Annotated in this window: 14 protein-coding genes; 1 reads left to right on the forward strand and 13 read right to left on the reverse strand. The window is 69.4% G+C overall.

Annotated elements, in window-relative coordinates:
- Positions 1 to 18 precede the first annotated feature (18 nt).
- The 11 genes from OH809_RS05905 to hpnC all read right to left on the reverse strand — a co-directional run bounded on the left by OH809_RS05905 (position 19) and on the right by hpnC (position 13,494).
- Positions 19 to 627, reverse strand: coding sequence for a helix-turn-helix domain-containing protein (locus tag OH809_RS05905; protein WP_406423393.1), 609 nt, complete (start codon positions 625 to 627; stop codon positions 19 to 21).
- Between the two features lie 65 nt (positions 628 to 692).
- A complete protein-coding gene (locus tag OH809_RS05910) occupies positions 693 to 2,090 on the reverse strand; it encodes an aspartate aminotransferase family protein (protein ID WP_406423392.1) in 1,398 nt (465 codons plus the stop codon).
- Positions 2,087 to 3,988 (reverse strand): 1-deoxy-D-xylulose-5-phosphate synthase, encoded by a 1,902-nt coding sequence (dxs, locus tag OH809_RS05915; RefSeq protein ID WP_406423391.1) that lies wholly within the window; start codon positions 3,986 to 3,988, stop codon positions 2,087 to 2,089. Before dxs ends, OH809_RS05910 begins: the two co-directional genes overlap by 4 nt.
- Before the next feature lie 26 nt (positions 3,989 to 4,014).
- Entirely contained in the window at positions 4,015 to 5,181 is a 1,167-nt protein-coding gene (gene ispG / locus OH809_RS05920) for a flavodoxin-dependent (E)-4-hydroxy-3-methylbut-2-enyl-diphosphate synthase (RefSeq protein ID WP_406423390.1), read from the reverse strand.
- A 4-nt stretch (positions 5,182 to 5,185) separates the two neighbouring features.
- Positions 5,186 to 6,205 carry an adenosyl-hopene transferase HpnH gene (hpnH, locus tag OH809_RS05925; protein WP_406423389.1) on the reverse strand — a complete coding sequence of 340 codons (1,020 nt, stop codon included), beginning with the start codon at positions 6,203 to 6,205 and terminating at the stop codon, positions 5,186 to 5,188.
- Between the two features lie 5 nt (positions 6,206 to 6,210).
- Complete coding sequence (locus tag OH809_RS05930) at positions 6,211 to 6,870, reverse strand: 1-hydroxy-2-methyl-2-butenyl 4-diphosphate reductase (protein ID WP_406423388.1); 660 nt, start codon at positions 6,868 to 6,870, stop codon at positions 6,211 to 6,213.
- Positions 6,870 to 8,870, reverse strand: coding sequence for a squalene--hopene cyclase (gene shc / locus OH809_RS05935; RefSeq protein ID WP_406423387.1), 2,001 nt, complete (start codon positions 8,868 to 8,870; stop codon positions 6,870 to 6,872). The genes OH809_RS05930 and shc overlap by 1 nt, the downstream gene beginning before the upstream one ends.
- Before the next feature lie 104 nt (positions 8,871 to 8,974).
- Complete coding sequence (locus OH809_RS05940; protein WP_406423386.1) at positions 8,975 to 10,078, reverse strand: polyprenyl synthetase family protein; 1,104 nt, start codon at positions 10,076 to 10,078, stop codon at positions 8,975 to 8,977.
- On the reverse strand, positions 10,075 to 11,463 hold the full coding sequence (hpnE, locus tag OH809_RS05945) for a hydroxysqualene dehydroxylase HpnE (RefSeq protein WP_406514905.1): 1,389 nt from the start codon (positions 11,461 to 11,463) through the stop codon (positions 10,075 to 10,077). The genes OH809_RS05940 and hpnE overlap by 4 nt, the downstream gene beginning before the upstream one ends.
- 160 nt (positions 11,464 to 11,623) lie before the next feature.
- The gene (gene hpnD, locus OH809_RS05950) at positions 11,624 to 12,544 is read right to left on the reverse strand and encodes a presqualene diphosphate synthase HpnD (RefSeq protein ID WP_406425350.1); all 921 of its coding nucleotides are present in this window, start codon (positions 12,542 to 12,544) and stop codon (positions 11,624 to 11,626) included.
- 29 nt (positions 12,545 to 12,573) lie between these two features.
- A complete protein-coding gene (hpnC, locus tag OH809_RS05955) occupies positions 12,574 to 13,494 on the reverse strand; it encodes a squalene synthase HpnC (protein ID WP_406423384.1) in 921 nt (306 codons plus the stop codon).
- 284 nt (positions 13,495 to 13,778) lie between these two features.
- Between hpnC and OH809_RS05960 the strand changes: the two genes are divergently transcribed.
- Positions 13,779 to 13,916: a hypothetical protein gene (locus tag OH809_RS05960; RefSeq protein ID WP_406423383.1), complete on the forward strand. Its 138-nt coding sequence runs from the start codon at positions 13,779 to 13,781 to the stop codon at positions 13,914 to 13,916.
- Between the two features lie 17 nt (positions 13,917 to 13,933).
- On the opposite strand, the gene OH809_RS05965 is transcribed toward OH809_RS05960, so the two are convergent.
- Both OH809_RS05965 and OH809_RS05970 read right to left on the reverse strand, forming a co-directional pair.
- The gene (locus OH809_RS05965) at positions 13,934 to 14,719 is read right to left on the reverse strand and encodes an ABC transporter ATP-binding protein (RefSeq protein WP_406423382.1); all 786 of its coding nucleotides are present in this window, start codon (positions 14,717 to 14,719) and stop codon (positions 13,934 to 13,936) included.
- Positions 14,712 to 15,641 carry an ABC transporter permease gene (locus tag OH809_RS05970; RefSeq protein ID WP_406423381.1) on the reverse strand — a complete coding sequence of 310 codons (930 nt, stop codon included), beginning with the start codon at positions 15,639 to 15,641 and terminating at the stop codon, positions 14,712 to 14,714. The genes OH809_RS05965 and OH809_RS05970 overlap by 8 nt, the downstream gene beginning before the upstream one ends.
- Positions 15,642 to 15,722: the final 81 nt, after the last annotated feature.

Here is a 15,722-nt window from a genome sequence, read left to right on the forward strand (position 1 = left end):
TGACCGGCCGGGCCGGTCTCAGCGACGGTGGGCGCCGCGGCCGAGGCACAGCTCGGCGGCGGGGCTCTGCAACAGGGTGTGGACGAAGAGCAGCTCGGATCCGTCGCGGTCCACGGCGGCGATCCGGTGCGGGGTGAGCGAGTCGAAGTGGGCGCTGTCGCCCGGGTCGAGATCGTGCACGGTGTCGCCGAGGCTCACCCGCAGCCGCCCGGCAAGGACGTACAACCACTCCTCGCCTGGATGGACCCGTACAAGATCGCCCTGGGCGCCGTACGGGACCCGGACGCGCAGGGCCTGCATCGCCCGGCCGGACCCGCCGGCCTGCTGGTACATCCAGCCGTCGGCCTCGGCCCCCTCGAACCGGCCACCGCGGACGATCGCGTCACGTTCGGGGGCGATCTCGCCGAGCAGCTCGGAGACCGTCGTACCGTAGATCCTGGCAAGTCCGAGGAGCATGGGCAGCGACGGCTGCCTCCGGCCCGTTTCGAGCCGGGACAGATGGGCCGGGGAGAGCCCGGCGTGCTGGGCGGCGGCCTCCAGGGTCAGACCACGGCGGCGGCGCAGATCGCGCAGGCGTGGCGCGACCCCGGGCAGCTCGTCGGCCACCCCTCCATCGGGAGCGTTCATATACCTATTGGGCCAGGATCCTGCCTCAGAGGCAAATGCCTTGCCTCTGAGGCAAAATCCTCGTCTCAGCGATTGACGACGGCCTGTTTGACCAGCGTTCTTCCGAAGTCCCACATCAGCCCACCGCCGCTGTGCGCGTCATCCATCACCGCCGTGAACGCGGTCACGAACCGGTCCACCTCCGGCTCCCCGATGACCAGCGGCGGAATCAGCTTGATCACTTCCAGATGGTCGCCGGAGACCTGGGTGAGGATCCGGTGCTTCTGCAGGAGCGGCACGACGACCATCTGCGCGAAGAGACCCTTGCGGGCCGCCTGCAGCATGGTCCAGCGGCTGCGCAGCTTCAACGAGCTCGGCCGGCCGAACTCGATGCCGATCATCAGCCCGCGGCCACGGACCTCGTGCAGCAGTTCGTAGCGGCCGGTGAGCGCGGCGAGCCGCTCGCGCAGCAGATCACCGGTGCGGCGGGCGTTCGCGACGGTCTCCTCGTCCTCCATCACCGCCAGGACCGCGAGCCCCGCCGCCATCGCCTGGGCATTGGAGCCGAAGCTCGCCGAGTGGACCAGGACCCGGTCCATCGACGAATAGACGCGTCTGAAGATCCAGTCCTTCCCGAGGGTCGCCCCGACCGGCACATAGCCGCCGGAGAGCGCCTTGGCGACACAGACCAGGTCGGGTTCGACGCCTTCCTCGTGCTGGTAAGCGTAGAAGTCGCCGGTCCTGCCGAGACCGGTCTGCACCTCGTCGGCGATGAGCAGCGCCTTGTGCCGGTGCAGCAGCTCCTGTGCGGCGCGCAGGTAGCCGGGCGGCGCCTCGTGGACGCCCTTCCCCTGGATCGGCTCGACGACGAGCGCTGCCACATCGCCCCGTCTCAGTTCGCGCCGCAGTGCGTCGAGGTCGCCGAGCTCGACGGCGGTATCGGGGAGCAGCGGTGCGAAGCCGTCCCGGAAGCCCGATTCGCCGTTGACCGAGAGCGAGCCGGCGGTCAGGCCGTGGAAGGCGTGGGGGCAGTAGAGAATGCGGGGCTTCCCGGTGGCGTACCGGGCGAACTTCAGCGCGGTCTCGACGGCTTCCGTACCGCTGTTGCCGAAGAAGACCCGGTCCAGATGCGGACTGTGCGTGAGCAGCTTCTCGGCCAGCAGTCCGGGCAGCGGCTGGCAGTCGAAGCGGGTGAGGTCGGCGAGCGAGGCGTCCATGACGTCGTGCAGTGCCTTGCGGACGACCGGGTGGTGGCGGCCCAGACCCATCACGCCGAAGCCGGCGAGCATGTCGAGGTAGTCGTTGCCGTCCGCGTCCCAGAAGTGGGCGCCCTCGGCCCGCTCGTACACCTTGTCGAAGCCGATGGTGTGCAGCATCCGCGGGAGCTGGTGGTTGAGGTATTTCGTGTGCAGCTCGTACCGCTCGGCCCCGCGTTCCGCGAGGAGCTGCGCCAGATCGAAACCCTTGGGCCCGTCGTCCTTCATTCCTCGCTCTCCTCAATCCCCCGGACCGCTTCCTTGGCGGCGAGCGCGCCGCTGATCCGGCCGGCGATCTCGACCGGTGTGAGCCCGATGTCGGCCAGCACCTCCGCACGCTTGCCGTGCGCGAGGAACTGCTCGGGGATACCGAAGATCCGCAGCGGTACGTCGACACCGGCATCGCGCAACGCCTGCCCGACCGCCGAACCGACGCCTCCCGCCCGGCTGTTGTCCTCGACGACAGCGACCATCCGGTGGCGTGCGGCGAGCGGGGCGAGCTGTTCGTCTACCGGCTTCACCCAGCGCGGGTCGATGACCGTGCAGCGGATGCCGCCGCCCGAGAGCAGGTCGGCGGCCTGCAGGCAGACGGAGGCGAGCACACCGACCGCCACGATGAGGACGTGGGGGGCGTCGGCGCGGTGCAGTACGTCCATGGCACCGACGCGGCCTGTCGCCGGTACCGGCTCCCCCACCGACTCCTTGGGGAAACGCAGCACGGTCGGTGCGTCGTCGACGGCAACGGCCTCGCGCAGCTCCTCCCGGAGCCGTTCCGCGTCACGCGGGGCGGCGATCCGCAACCCGGGCACGACCTGGAGCACGGACATGTCCCACATGCCGTTGTGCGAGGCGCCATCAGGGCCGGTGACCCCGGCCCGGTCGAGGACGAACGTCACTCCGCACCGGTGCAGGGCGACGTCCATCAGCAGCTGGTCGAAGGCGCGGTTGAGGAAGGTGGCGTAGACGGCGACGACGGGGTGCAGTCCCCCGGTGGCGAGCCCCGCCGCGGAGACCGTCGCGTGCTGCTCGGCGATCCCGACGTCCCAGACCCGCTCGGGGAACGCCTCGGCGAACTTCGTCAGCCCTACGGGGTGCAGCATCGCCGCGGTGATGGCGACGACATCCGGCCGCTCGGCGCCGATCGCGGCGATCTCGTCCCCGAACACCGAGGTCCACGACGGACTCACCATCGGTGCGAGCGGTGCGCAGGTCAGCGGGTCCATCGCGCCGACGGTGTGGAACCGGTCGGCCTCGTCGTGAAGTGCGGGCGCGTAGCCGCGGCCCTTTTCGGTGAGGCAGTGCACCAGCACCGGGCCGTGAAAGCGTTTCGCGCGGCTCAGTGCGGATTCGACGGCTGCGATGTCGTGCCCGTCTATCGGCCCGACGTACTTGAGCCCCAGGTCCTCGAACATGCCCTGCGGGGCGAAGGTGTCCTTGAACCCCTTCTTCGCGCCGTGCAGCGACCCGTACAGCGGCTGTCCGACGACCGGGGTGCGCTGCAGGACGTCCTTGCCCCACGTCAGGAAGCGCTCGTACCCGTCGGTGGTGCGGAGGGTGGCCAGGTGGTCGGCGAGCCCGCCGATCGTCGGGGCGTACGAGCGCTCGTTGTCGTTCACCACGATGATGAGCGGCCGGTCCCGGGCCGCCGCGATGTTGTTGAGCGCCTCCCAGGCCATGCCGCCGGTGAGCGCGCCGTCCCCGATGACGGCGACGACGTGGTCGGGGCGGCCGAGCACCTCGTTCGCCTTGGCCAGGCCGTCCGCCCAGCCGAGCACGGTCGAGGCGTGCGAGTTCTCGATGATGTCGTGCACGGACTCCTCGCGGGAGGGGTAGCCGGACAGGCCGCCCTTGCCGCGCAGCTTGGAGAAGTCCTGCCGCCCGGTGAGCAGTTTGTGCACGTAGCTCTGGTGCCCGGTGTCCCACAGAATGCGGTCCACCGGTGAGTCGAAGGCCCGGTGCAGGGCGATGCACAGCTCCACCACCCCGAGGTTGGGCCCCAGATGTCCGCCGGTCCTGGCCACCGCCTTGACCAGGAACTTCCTGATGTCCTCGGCGAGTTCGTCGAGTTCCGGTCCGCTCAGCGCCTTCAGGTCGTGCGGTCCCCGGATGGTCTCCAGAATGGTCACGCTCGGGCCCCCTCTCCGGTCCTGTCTCAGCTCACGGTGACGGCGGGGACACCCGACGGTGTCCCTGCGTCGTCCATGTCCTCAGCGATCTTCAGGGCTTCTTCGATGAGCGTCTCGACGATCTTCGACTCGGGAACCGTCTTGATGACCTCGCCCTTGACGAAGATCTGCCCCTTGCCGTTCCCGGACGCCACACCCAGATCCGCCTCACGGGCCTCACCCGGACCATTGACGACACAGCCCATCACGGCGACCCGCAACGGCACCTCCATGCCCTCAAGACCCGCCGACACCTGATCCGCCAGCTTGTACACATCCACCTGCGCCCGACCGCACGACGGACACGACACGATCTCCAGCCGCCGCTGCTTCAGATTCAACGACTCCAGAATCTGCAGCCCGACCTTGACCTCCTCGGCCGGCGGCGCCGACAACGACACCCGGATCGTGTCCCCGATCCCCTCGCTCAGCAACGCACCGAACGCCACCGCCGACTTGATCGTCCCCTGGAACGCCGGACCCGCCTCCGTCACCCCCAAGTGCAACGGATAATCACACTGAGCCGCCAACTGACGGTACGCATTGACCATCACCACCGGATCGTTGTGCTTCACCGAGATCTTGATGTCCCGGAAACCGTGCTCCTCGAAGAGCGACGCCTCCCACAAAGCCGACTCCGCCAACGCCTCCGGAGTCGCCTTCCCGTACTTCTTCAGCAGCCGCGCATCCAGCGAACCCGCGTTCACACCGATCCGGATCGGCGTCCCCGCATCATTCGCGGCCCGCGCGATCTCCTTCACCTTGTCGTCGAACTGCTTGATGTTCCCCGGATTCACCCGCACCGCCGCACAGCCCGCATCAATCGCCGCGAACACATACTTCGGCTGGAAATGAATATCCGCGATCACCGGAATCTGCGACTTCCTGGCGATCGTCGCGAGCGCATCCGCATCATCCTGCGTCGGACACGCCACCCGCACGATCTGACAGCCCGACGCCGTCAACTCCGCGATCTGCTGCAACGTCGCACCGATGTCCGACGTACGGGTCGTGGTCATCGACTGCACCGACACCGGCGCATCCCCACCGACCGCCACCGACCCGACCTGGATGCGCCGCGAGGGGCGGCGCATCGCGAGCGGCCGGGCCGGCAGCTCGGGGAGACCCAGTGCGACCGGTTCTCCAGCGGTCATGACGTCACCGGTTCCCGGAGACGGTTTCCCGCGCGGCGCGCAGGGATTCCTTCAGCGACCCCATCGTGGCGAGGACGGCGGTCGGCTCGTAGCCGCAGTGCGCCATGCAGTTGGCGCAGCGCGGGTCCTTGCCGCGGCCGTACTTGTCCCAGTCGGTCTCCTCGATGAGTTCCCGGTACGTCGGGACGTACCCGTCGCTCATCAGATAGCACGGTCGCTGCCAGCCGAAGAGCGAGTAGTTGGGGATCGCCCAGGCCGTGCACGGGAAGTCCGCCTTGCCCTCCAGGAAGTCCAGGAAGAGCGGCGAGTGGTTCAGCCGCCAGCGGGCCCGGTTGCCGCCCGCGAAGGAATTCTTGAAGAGCTCGCGGGTCTGCTCGACGCCGAGGAAATGCTCCTGGTCGGGCGCCTTCTCGTACGCGTAGGCGGGCGAGATCATCATCTCGTCGACCTTCAGATCGTCATTGAGGTAGTTGAGGACCTCGATGATGGTCTGCGGGGTGTCGGTGTTGAAGAACGTGGAGTTCGTGGTGACTCGGAAGCCGCGCCGCTTGGCCTCCTTGATCGCCGCCACCGCCTCGTCGAACACGCCTTCCTTGGCGACCGATTCGTCGTGCCGCTCGCGCAGGCCGTCGATGTGCACGGCGAAGGCGAAATACGGCGAGGGGGTGAATTTCTCGATCTTCTTGCGGAGCAGCATCGCATTGGTGCAGAGGAAGACGTACTTCCTCCGTGCGACCAGTTGCCGCACGATTTCATCGATCTGCGGGTGCATCAGGGGTTCGCCCCCCGCGATGGAAACCATCGGGGCACCCGATTCCAGCACCGCGCCGACGGCCTGGGCCACCGGCATACGCTGCTTCAGGACTCCGGCCGGATGCTGGATCTTTCCGCAGCCCTCGCACGCCAGATTGCAGGCGAACAAAGGCTCCAGCTCGACAATCAGCGGGAACTTTTCCCGCTTGCGGAGCTTTTGTTCAATGAGGTACGTCGCAACCTTGATGGTCTGACGGAGCGGCATGGCCATCTAGCTCACCTCCTGGGGAGCAGCAAAGATCGGTGCCATTCATAGAAAGCAGGCAGGACGGCACGAAGAACACGGAAGGCTGATATTCCACCGCGGACCGTGCCGATGCGGACGAGCTCGTGCTCCGGGGCGTCCACGACCACCCGTACAGCCGCAACCGGGCGCGGCCCGGTGCGCAGGGCCGTACGAAGAGTGGCGGCGGACTCCATGTCCACCGCGATCGCCCCGGTGGCCCGCAGTTCGGCCCGCTCATGTCCGCGTACGACATGGCCGGAACCGGTCAGCGGACCGATGTGGACGGTGCGGCCGGGCACCGCCCCGGCGAGGGCCTCGGCGAGCAGACCCGTGCCGGTACAGGCCGTCGAGTCCCCGGCTTCCCGGGTCTCGTCGGCGACCACCAGGTCCCCGGGATGCATGTCGGGGGCGAGCCCGGCGCAGAACCCGGAGGCGATGACCGCGGAGCCGTGCGCCCGGTCCTGGGCGAGCGCGCGTTCCATGACCGTCTCTGCGGCTTTCGGGCCCATGCCCGTACGGAGCACGGTCACCGGGCCCGGGGCGTCGCCGGCCCTTCCTCTGCCACTGCGCAGGGCGAGTTGCTCGATACCGAGCGCGCAGGCGATCAGCAGAGGCGCTACGGGGCCGGGCGGCCCTGGGGTATCGCCCATCAGGCCCCCTCGCGGGTGGCCGTGCGGGCGGCGAACGGGTCACCGTACACGTACCGCCCGAGCGCGGTGAGAGGGAAGACCTGGCGGTAGAGGTGGTAGTTGATGGAGAAGTCCCAGGGGAACCCGGTGCCGGTGAAGTACGGCTCGTCCCAGGACCCGTCGGCCTGCTGGTTCTCGGTCAGCCAGGCGATGCCGCGGGCCACCGCCGTGCTGTTCCGCCGGTCGGCGGCGAGGAGGGCGAGGAGGGCCCACGCGGTCTGGGAGGCGGTGGACGAGCCGTGCCCGATCCACTTCTCCTCCCGGTACGAGCGCAGGTCCTCGCCCCAGCCGCCGTCGTCGTTCTGCACGGACTCCAGCCAGCCGACCGCCCGGCGGATCGCCGGATGGGCGGCGGGCAGCCCGGCAGCGATGAGGGCGGGCACCACCGACCCTGTTCCGTAGACGTAGTTGACGCCCCAGCGGCCGAACCAGGAACCGCTCGCCTCCTGTTCGGCGAGCAGCCACTCGATGCCGCGCCGGGCGGCGGGGTGGTCGGACCGCCCCTCCATGGCGAGCATCTCCACCACATGTCCGGTGACATCGGCGGACGGCGGGTCGATGACCTCTCCGAAGTCGCAGAACGGCAGCCGGTTGGGAAACGGGCTGGTGTTGTCGGCATCGAATGCGCCCCAGGCGCCGTTGCGGGACTGCATGCCGAGGTTCCAACGCACCCCGCGTTCGATGGCGGCCTCGATACCGGCCGGGTTGGGGTGCCGGACCCGGCGCAGCGCGAGGACCACCTCGGCAGTGTCGTCGATGTCCGGGTAGTTGTCGTTGTGGAACTCGAACGCCCACCCGCCTGGGTCCAGTTGAGGTCGGCGCACGGACCAGTCGCCGGGCCTGACGATCTCCTCGCCGAGCATCCAGTCCGCCGCCTTCACGAGCGCGGGATGGTCGGGGCTGACTCCGGCATCGGCGAGCGCGATGGTGGCGAGGCAGGTGTCCCAGACCGGTGACTGGCAGGCCTCGATCATGCGGGCGCCGTCCTCGCGCCAGACGGCGAACCGGTTCAGCGAATCCAGGCCGGCCCGCATCACCGGGTGGTCGAGGTCGTAGCCGAGGAGGTGCAGGGCGATGACGGAGTACACGGCGGGCGGCTGGATGCCGCCCCAGCAGCCGTCGTTCTCCTGGCGTTCGATGATCCAGCGGGCAGCCGCGTTCATGGCGATCCGGCGCAGCCCGCGCGGGGCCACCCTGCGGTAGACGTGCAGCGCCTTGTCGAGGCGCTGGAAGACGCCATCCCAGCTGGCCGCCGGGGCGGGGCGCTTGGGCGGGTTCGGGACGAGCGGGTCGGTGTGCAGTTCGTCGAGTGCGAAGGGCGCGGGGCGTACCGGCCGCTTCGCCGAGACGACGGTCAGCGGCACAATGGTCTGCCGGGCCCAGCAGCCGAAGTCGTAGATGTTGAGCGGGACCCACTTCGGGAGGAACATCAGCTCCGGTGGGAGTTCCGGCAGGTCGTCCCACTTCCACCAGCCGAAGAGGGCCAGCCAGATGCGGGTGAAGACGCGGCTCTCCGCGATACCGCCCTGTTCCCGGATCCATCCGGAGGCGCGGGCCATGTGCGGCTCGTCCGGCCGGTCTCCGGCCAGCCGCAGCGCGACGTAGGCCTCAATGGTGGCGGAGAGGTCTCCCGGGCCGCCGTAGAAGGTGGCCCAGGTGCCGTCGACGAGCTGCTCGCCGCGGATGAAAAGGCCGGCCGCCTCGACGGTGGCCGGGTCCTGAATGCCGAGGAACTGACGGAGCAGCAGGTCCTCGGCGTCCATCGTGACGTTGGTGGCGAGGTCGCCCTTCCACCAGCCCTGGGCGTCCTGCCTGCCGAGGAGATGCTCCACCGAGCGTTCCGCGGCCCGCCGCGCGGCGGCGAGCACGTCGTCCGCGGCGATGGTTGATTCGGTCGGTTCGCTGGCCGAGGCTGCGCGGGGGTTCACAGCCCCGGTGCTTCCGTCGGTCGTCGCTGTCATGGCTTCCCCTTCGTGCAGTTGGTCCTCTGCTGTGCTGGGGTCTCCGTCGGCCGGCGCCCGGTACGGGCACCGGCCGGCGACTGCGAGTCATATGCGGATAGTGATCATCTCTTTCGTACGACGACGAAGTCCGCGAGCGCCGTGAGCTGCGCCCGCACGGTTTCCGGCATGGCGACAGCGTGCAGCGCCTCGATGGCGACCGCATGCTGCCGACGGGCCTCCTGGGCGGTCCACTCCCGGCCGCCCGCCTCCTCGATGAGCGCCGCCCGCGCGGCGAACTCCTCCTCGGAGAAACTGTCGAAGTCGCTGCTCTTGGCGTCCGCGGCGAGCAGTTCGCCGAGCCGCTCCGAGGCCGGTCCGCCCGCGGCGAGCGCGGCGACGACCGGCAGGGACTTCTTGCGCTGACGCAGGTCGCTCCAGGTCTGCTTGCCGGTGGACTCCGGGTCGCCCCAGATACCGAGCAGATCGTCGACGGCCTGGAAGGCGAGGCCGAGGTGGTAGCCGTAGGCCTCCAGAGTGTCGGCGGTGCGGTCGTCGGCGCCGCCGAGCACCGCGCCGATGGACACGGCGCAGGCAAGCAGGGCACCCGTCTTGTTGCCCTCCATCTCCAGGCACTCCTCGACGGTGACCCGCTCGCGGTGCTCGTAGGAGATGTCCTGGGCCTGCCCGTCGATGAGCTTGCGGCTGGCGGTGGTCAACCGGCGGGCCGCGCGGCCCGCCTCGACCGTGCCGAGTTCCAGCAGGATCTCGTTGGCCAGCGCGAAGAGCGCGTCGCCGACCAGGATCGCCTGGGCGGGGCCGTGCACCTTCCACACGGTGTCGCGGTGACGGCGCTGCTCGTCGCCGTCCATCAGGTCGTCGTGCAGCAGCGAGAAGTTGTGCACGAGTTCGACGGCGACGGCGCCGGGGATGCCGGCCTCGGCGGCGGCGCCCGCCGCCTCCGCGGACAGGAGGGCGAGCGCGGGGCGGACGGCCTTGCCGCCGTCGCCGTCGGCAGGGCGGCCCTGAGCGTCGATCCAGCCGAAGTGATAGGCGGCGACGATGTCCATGGGCGGTGCAAGCCGGTCAACGGCGGCCCGGAGCACGGGAGCGGACATGGCCCGTCCGCGCTCCAGAAGCGCGGTGACATCCGCGGTGCCTGCCGCGGTGTCGAAAGCCGGATTCGCCGGGGTCACTGACTCTCCTCTTGTTCCGGTGGTACTGCTCATGCCGCCTCCTGCAGCGGATGTTCATGGGTGCGGCCGAGCGAGGAGAGCGCGGCGCCGGCGGCGCTGAATCCGCTGCGGACAGCGCCCTCCATCGTCGCGGGCCAGCCCGTGGCCGTCCATGCTCCGGCCAGATGGAGGCCGGGCATACGAGTGCGGGTTCCGGGGCGCAGTCGGCCGACGCCGGGGGCGGGGGCGAAGGTCGCCGTCCTCTCCCGGGTGACGAAGAAGTCCCTGATGCCGGCTCCGCGGGCGGCGGGGAGCAGCCGCTCGAGTTCGGGCAGGTAGCGGCTGCGCAGTTCGGCGACGGGCAGGTCGATCTCGTCGTCGGCCGCGGACTGGGAGATCGCGAGGTACTGTCCGGGCCCGGTGAGCCCGGAGGCGTCCGTACGGTCGAAGACCCACTGGACCGGGGAGCCGAGTGCGGCGAAGAACGGGCGGCGCAGCACCTTGCGGTCGTAGACGACGTGCACATTGAGGATCGGCGAGGTGCCGATGTCGAGCAGCCTGTCCGGCGCGTCGAGTGCGCCCTCGGGCAGCAGGCCGTGGGTCTCGCGCTGCGGGACGGCGAGGACGACGGTGTCCGCCTCGATCCGTTCGGCGCCCGTGTCGACGATCCAGCGTCCGTCGTCGGTACGGGAGAGGCTGTCGGCCTTGCTGCGCAGCTCGGTCCGTACACCTGCGGAGTCGAGCGCCGTGCGGGCCAGCGTGTCGTGGACCTCGCCGAGCGGCACGCTCGCCCAGCCGATGTCGGCGGCGCCGGGCCCGGAGAGAAGTCCGGTCTTGAAGACCTTCGCGGCGAGGGCCAGCGAGGAGTTCCGTGCGGTGGCGTTCAGGGTGGCGACGCCGACCAGGTCCCAGAGGGCCTCGATGGTTCGCGGGGACTGTCGGTGCCGGGCCAGCCAGCTGCCGAAGTCGATGGTGTCGAGCGCCGGGTCGTCCGGGTCGAGGCGGCCGAGTGCCAGCGCGGCGCGCCCGACGGACGCCCGTTCGGCGAGCGAGAGGTGCGGATAGCCGGCGAGCCCGGCGGCGAGGTGGAACGGGACTGGAAGCGCATTGCGGCGCAGCCGTCCGAGCCGGGGCCCCGAGGAGCGTCCGACGTCGAGAACGGGCACGTCCAAACGGTTTTGCAGGGGTGCCAGACGGGCACCGTCGACCCGGTCCAGGAACCAGCGGTAGGCGGTGCAGCAGCGCAGATAGACATGCTGTCCGTTGTCGACCGTCAGTTCGCCGCGTCGGAAGGAGAAGGCGAGTCCGCCGAGCCGGGGCCGTCCTTCGAGCAGGGTCACGTCAAGCCCGGTGTCGGCGAGACGCAGGGCCGCGGTGATGCCGGCGAGTCCGCCGCCGATCACGACGGCGCGGGAGGAGCGCAGGGCCTCGTCGGTCATGCGTCCTCCCTCCGTTTCCGCCGGGTCGAACCGGCCGGGCTGGTCATGTCGGTCAGGCACGTCGTTTCAGTCAGGGACGCGTCATCCCGTCGGAGAGTTGCCCGCCGAAGAGACCGATGGTCCGTGCTGCACATGTTGCGCGAGTTGTCCGTGATACGCATCAGACACGCCCCCGGGCCGTCCGGCGCGAAATGTACCGCGCGTCCAGACCCGACAGGCCACGCACCGCGACATACGCCTTCTCATGGCCCGGCAGCGAGACCCGGCCGCGCAGCACCGCCTCGGGGTCGCGCTCGATCCGGTCGAGCAGCCGCCGGTAGATACCAGCCATGGCGGCGACACAGGCGCCGCTGCGGCGGTCCAGCATCGGCAGCAGCCGGTAGCCCTCCGCGAAGAGGGCGCGGGCGCGCCGGACCTCGAAGTGGACCAGGCCCGCGAAGTCGGAGCCCTGCGGCGGTGTGGCCCGGTGGAAACCGGCGGAACAGCCGAACTTGGCGAGGTCGTCGGACGGCAGATACGTACGCCCGTTGCCCGCGTCCTCGCGGACGTCGCGGAGGATGTTGGTGAGCTGCAGGGCGAGGCCGAGCGTGTCGGCGTACTCCGCGGCCCGGTCCCCGCCGGGCGCACCCGGTTCCGTCCCGAAGACACCCAGGCTGAGCCGCCCGATGGCTCCGGCGACACACCGGCAGTAGACCTTGAGGTCGTCCCACGTCTCGTACGTCGCGCCGCGCACGTCCATCAGCACGCCGTCGATCAGCTCGTCGAGCCCACCGAGCGGCAGCGGAAACCGGCGCGCGGCGTCGGCGAGCGCGACAGCCACCGGGTCGGTGTCGTCCTCGTCGACGGCGCCGCCCCGGATCCGGTCCAGCAGAGTGCGGGTGCCCTCCAGCCGGGTTCGCTTGGTCTCCCGGTCCAGCTCTCCGTCGCCGATGTCGTCGACCCGGCGGGAGAAGGCATACAACGCCGACATGGCCTGCCGCTTCTCGGCAGGCAGCAGCCGGATTCCGTACGCGAAGTTACGCGCCTGCTGTCCGGTGACGGCCTCGCAGTAACTGTATGCGGCCTGTACCGGCGCCGACATGTACGTCGTCTGTTCCTCCACGGTCCGGCTCACCCCTCTCTACGCGCTCGTCGCAAGACATCTCCCACCTCGCGCAGCAGGCTGGGCTTGGCGGGCTTGGGCGGTCCGGGCAGTACGTCGAACCCGGCGGCCGCGATCGCGGTGAGGGCGGCACGCCCCCCTCCCACAAATCCGGCGAGAAGCAGCTTGAGCCTGCCGTGGACGCTACCCACCAGGGGGGTGCCTTCATTCAGCAGGTTCCGGGCGCGTTCTGCTTCGTATGCAATCAGTGCGCGCACCGATGCGCCCCCGGAGAGGGTTGCCAGGTCGGCCTCGGTGACATGGAACCGGGCCATGTCCTCGGCCGGCAGATAGATCCGGTCGCGGCCGAGGTCCTCGGTGACGTCCTGGAGGTGCTCGACGATCTGCAGGGCGGTGCAGACGGCGTCGGAGCGGCGGATCCGCTCGGGGCTCGCGGTCCCGGTGATCTGGAGGACCAGCCGGCCGACGGGATTGGCGGAGAGCTCGCAGTAGGCGAGCAGCTCCTCGAACGTCCCGTACCGCCGGACCTTCTGGTCCTGCCGGTTCGCCTCGATGAGTCCGAGGAACGGTTCGGGGGTGAGCGAGCAGCGCCGCACGGTGGGGCGCAGTGCACGGAGCAACGGGTGGCGCGGGCCGTCGCCGGCGGGGTCGAAGACGCGGTGCAGATCGGCCTCGAAGGCGTCGAGCATCGCGAGCCGGTCGTCGGTCTGCGCCGGGTCGAGTCCGAGGTGGCGGGCGTCGGCGCCGCCGGGGGCGAGGTCGCCGTCGCCGATGTCGTCGACGAGGCGGGCGTATCCGTACACGGCCATCAGATCGTTACGCCACGCGCGCGGCAGAAAGAACGGGGCCACAGGGAAGTTCTCGTCCGCGGCCTTGTCGAGCGTGGCGGGTACGGCGACGTCATGGCGCGCCTGCCGGGTACGAGTCACCACGGACCGCCCGACGCGGGGACGGCATATACACCTCGGAGCTGGAGATTTTCCGTCATTGCCGTCACATCTCCCGTTCTACACTGCCGACCCAAAACATCCCATTCCGGACACGCCGCCCGCTCTCCCAAGTGCGGTGGACCGTCTAGGGTCGGTACTCCCAGGCAGTATCGCCCCACTTGCTACGAATCAGCACCGGTACAGCTTACGTTGTACAACGCTCGGCCCTACGCCCGGGTGCAGTGCACATTGCAACAACGCTGCCCTTCCCGCCAACCTTCCCCGTGCGCAAGGAAATTGACGTCATCCGGCGGGAGGAGATCGCCCCTGGCGTGGCGCAGAGCCCGGTGAACGCCCGCCGGGAGACGATGGCTGCCCGTGAGGCCGGGCAGGTCCGCTGCCGCAGCGTGGCGCTGCGGTGAGGGAGGCGGCGGAGGGCCTACTTTCCGGTCTCCCGCTCGTACGCCTTGAGGACCTCGTCGGTCGGGCCGTCCATCAGCAGCTCGCCCCTTTCCAGCCAGAGCACCCGGTCGCAGGTGTCCCTGATGGACTTGTTGCTGTGGCTGACCAGGAAGACCGTGCCCGCCTCTTTGCGCAGTTCGCGGATGCGCTTCTCGGAGCGGATCTGGAACTTGCGGTCACCGGTGGCCAGCGCCTCGTCGATCATGAGAACGTCGTGGTTCTTGGCGGCGGCGATGGAGAACCGGAGCCGGGCGGCCATGCCGGAGGAGTACGTCCGCATCGGGAGGGTGATGAAGTCGCCCTTCTCGTTGATGCCCGAGAAGTCGACGATCCCCTGGTAGCGCTCGCGGATCTCCTCGCGCGTCATGCCCATCGCGAGCCCGCCGAGCACCACGTTCCGCTCGCCGGTCAGATCGCTCATCAGCGCCGCGTTCACACCGAGCAGCGACGGCTGTCCGTCCGTGTACACCTTGCCGTGCTCGGTCGGCAGCAGACCCGCGATGGCCCGCAGAAGGGTCGACTTGCCGGAGCCATTGGTGCCGATGAGGCCGATGGCCTCGCCCCGGTAGGCGGTGAAGGAGACACCGCGTACGGCGTGCACCTTCCGGACTCCGCGCGCCTCGCCCTTGCCGCGGCGCAGTATCCGGCTCAGCGCCGCGGTGGCACTGCCCTTGCCTCCGCCGGCGCCGTTGACCCGGTACACAATGTGCACATCGTCGGCGATGACGGTGGGGATGCGCCCCGAAGTGTTGTCCTCAGCCACGGCCGTACCGTTCCTCTGCCTTCCAGAAGTACACAAAGCCCGCGAGGCCGATGAAAACCGACCAGGCGAACCCGACGATCCAGACGTGCGGCGGCAGGTTCTCGGAGCCGTAGCCGTCGATCAGCGCGAAGCGGATCAGGTCCATGAAGATCGCCGCCGGGTTGTACTGCAGCACGCTCGCGATCCACTCCGGCTTGTCCTTGAGCATGACCGGAATGGAGAACATGACACCGGACGCGTACATCCAGGTGCGCATGATGAACGGCATCAGCTGGGCGAGGTCGGGGGTCTTGCTGCCGAGCCGGGCCATGATCAGGGCCAGGCCGGTGTTGAAGACGAACTGCATGGCCAGCGCGGGAACGACCAGCAGCCAGGAGAGCGACGGGTAGCTGCCGAAGCCGATCGCCACGACCGCCAGCACGATCATCGAGAACAACAGCTGCTGGAGCTGCTGCAGCGAGAACGAGACGGGCAGCGACGCGCGGGGGAAGTGCAGGGCCCGGACCAGTCCGAGGTTGCCCGAGATCGCCCGTACGCCCGCGGTCACCGAGCTCTGCGTGAAGGTGAAGACAAAGACGCCCGTTACCAGGAAGGGGATGAAGACCTCCTGGGTCATGCCCCTCCTGGTGCCCAGGATCAACCCGAAGATCAAGTAGTAGACCAGGGCGTTGAGGAGCGGCGTGGCCACCTGCCACAGCTGGCCGAGCTTGGCCTGGCTGTACTGGGCGGTCAGCTTGGCCCGGGAGAACGCCATGATGAAGTGGCGGCGGCCCCAGAGCTGCTGGACGTACTCGAACAGCCCGGGCCGGGCACCGCTCACCGTCAGGCCGTACTTGCCTGCCAGCGCGGCGGCGCTCAGGCCGTCGTCGGCGGATGGCGGGGTGCTCAGCGCGACCGCACCGTCATGGGTTGTGTCACTCACCAGATGAAACTCTCGTATTCAAGATGCGCAGCCAGTCGCGGTCGCGGTTCAGGCGGACAGGTCCCGTAAGAAATAAATACG

This window comes from Streptomyces sp. NBC_00873 (assembly GCF_045207415.1).
In the GTDB taxonomy this organism is placed as follows: Bacteria; Actinomycetota; Actinomycetes; order Streptomycetales; family Streptomycetaceae; genus Streptomyces.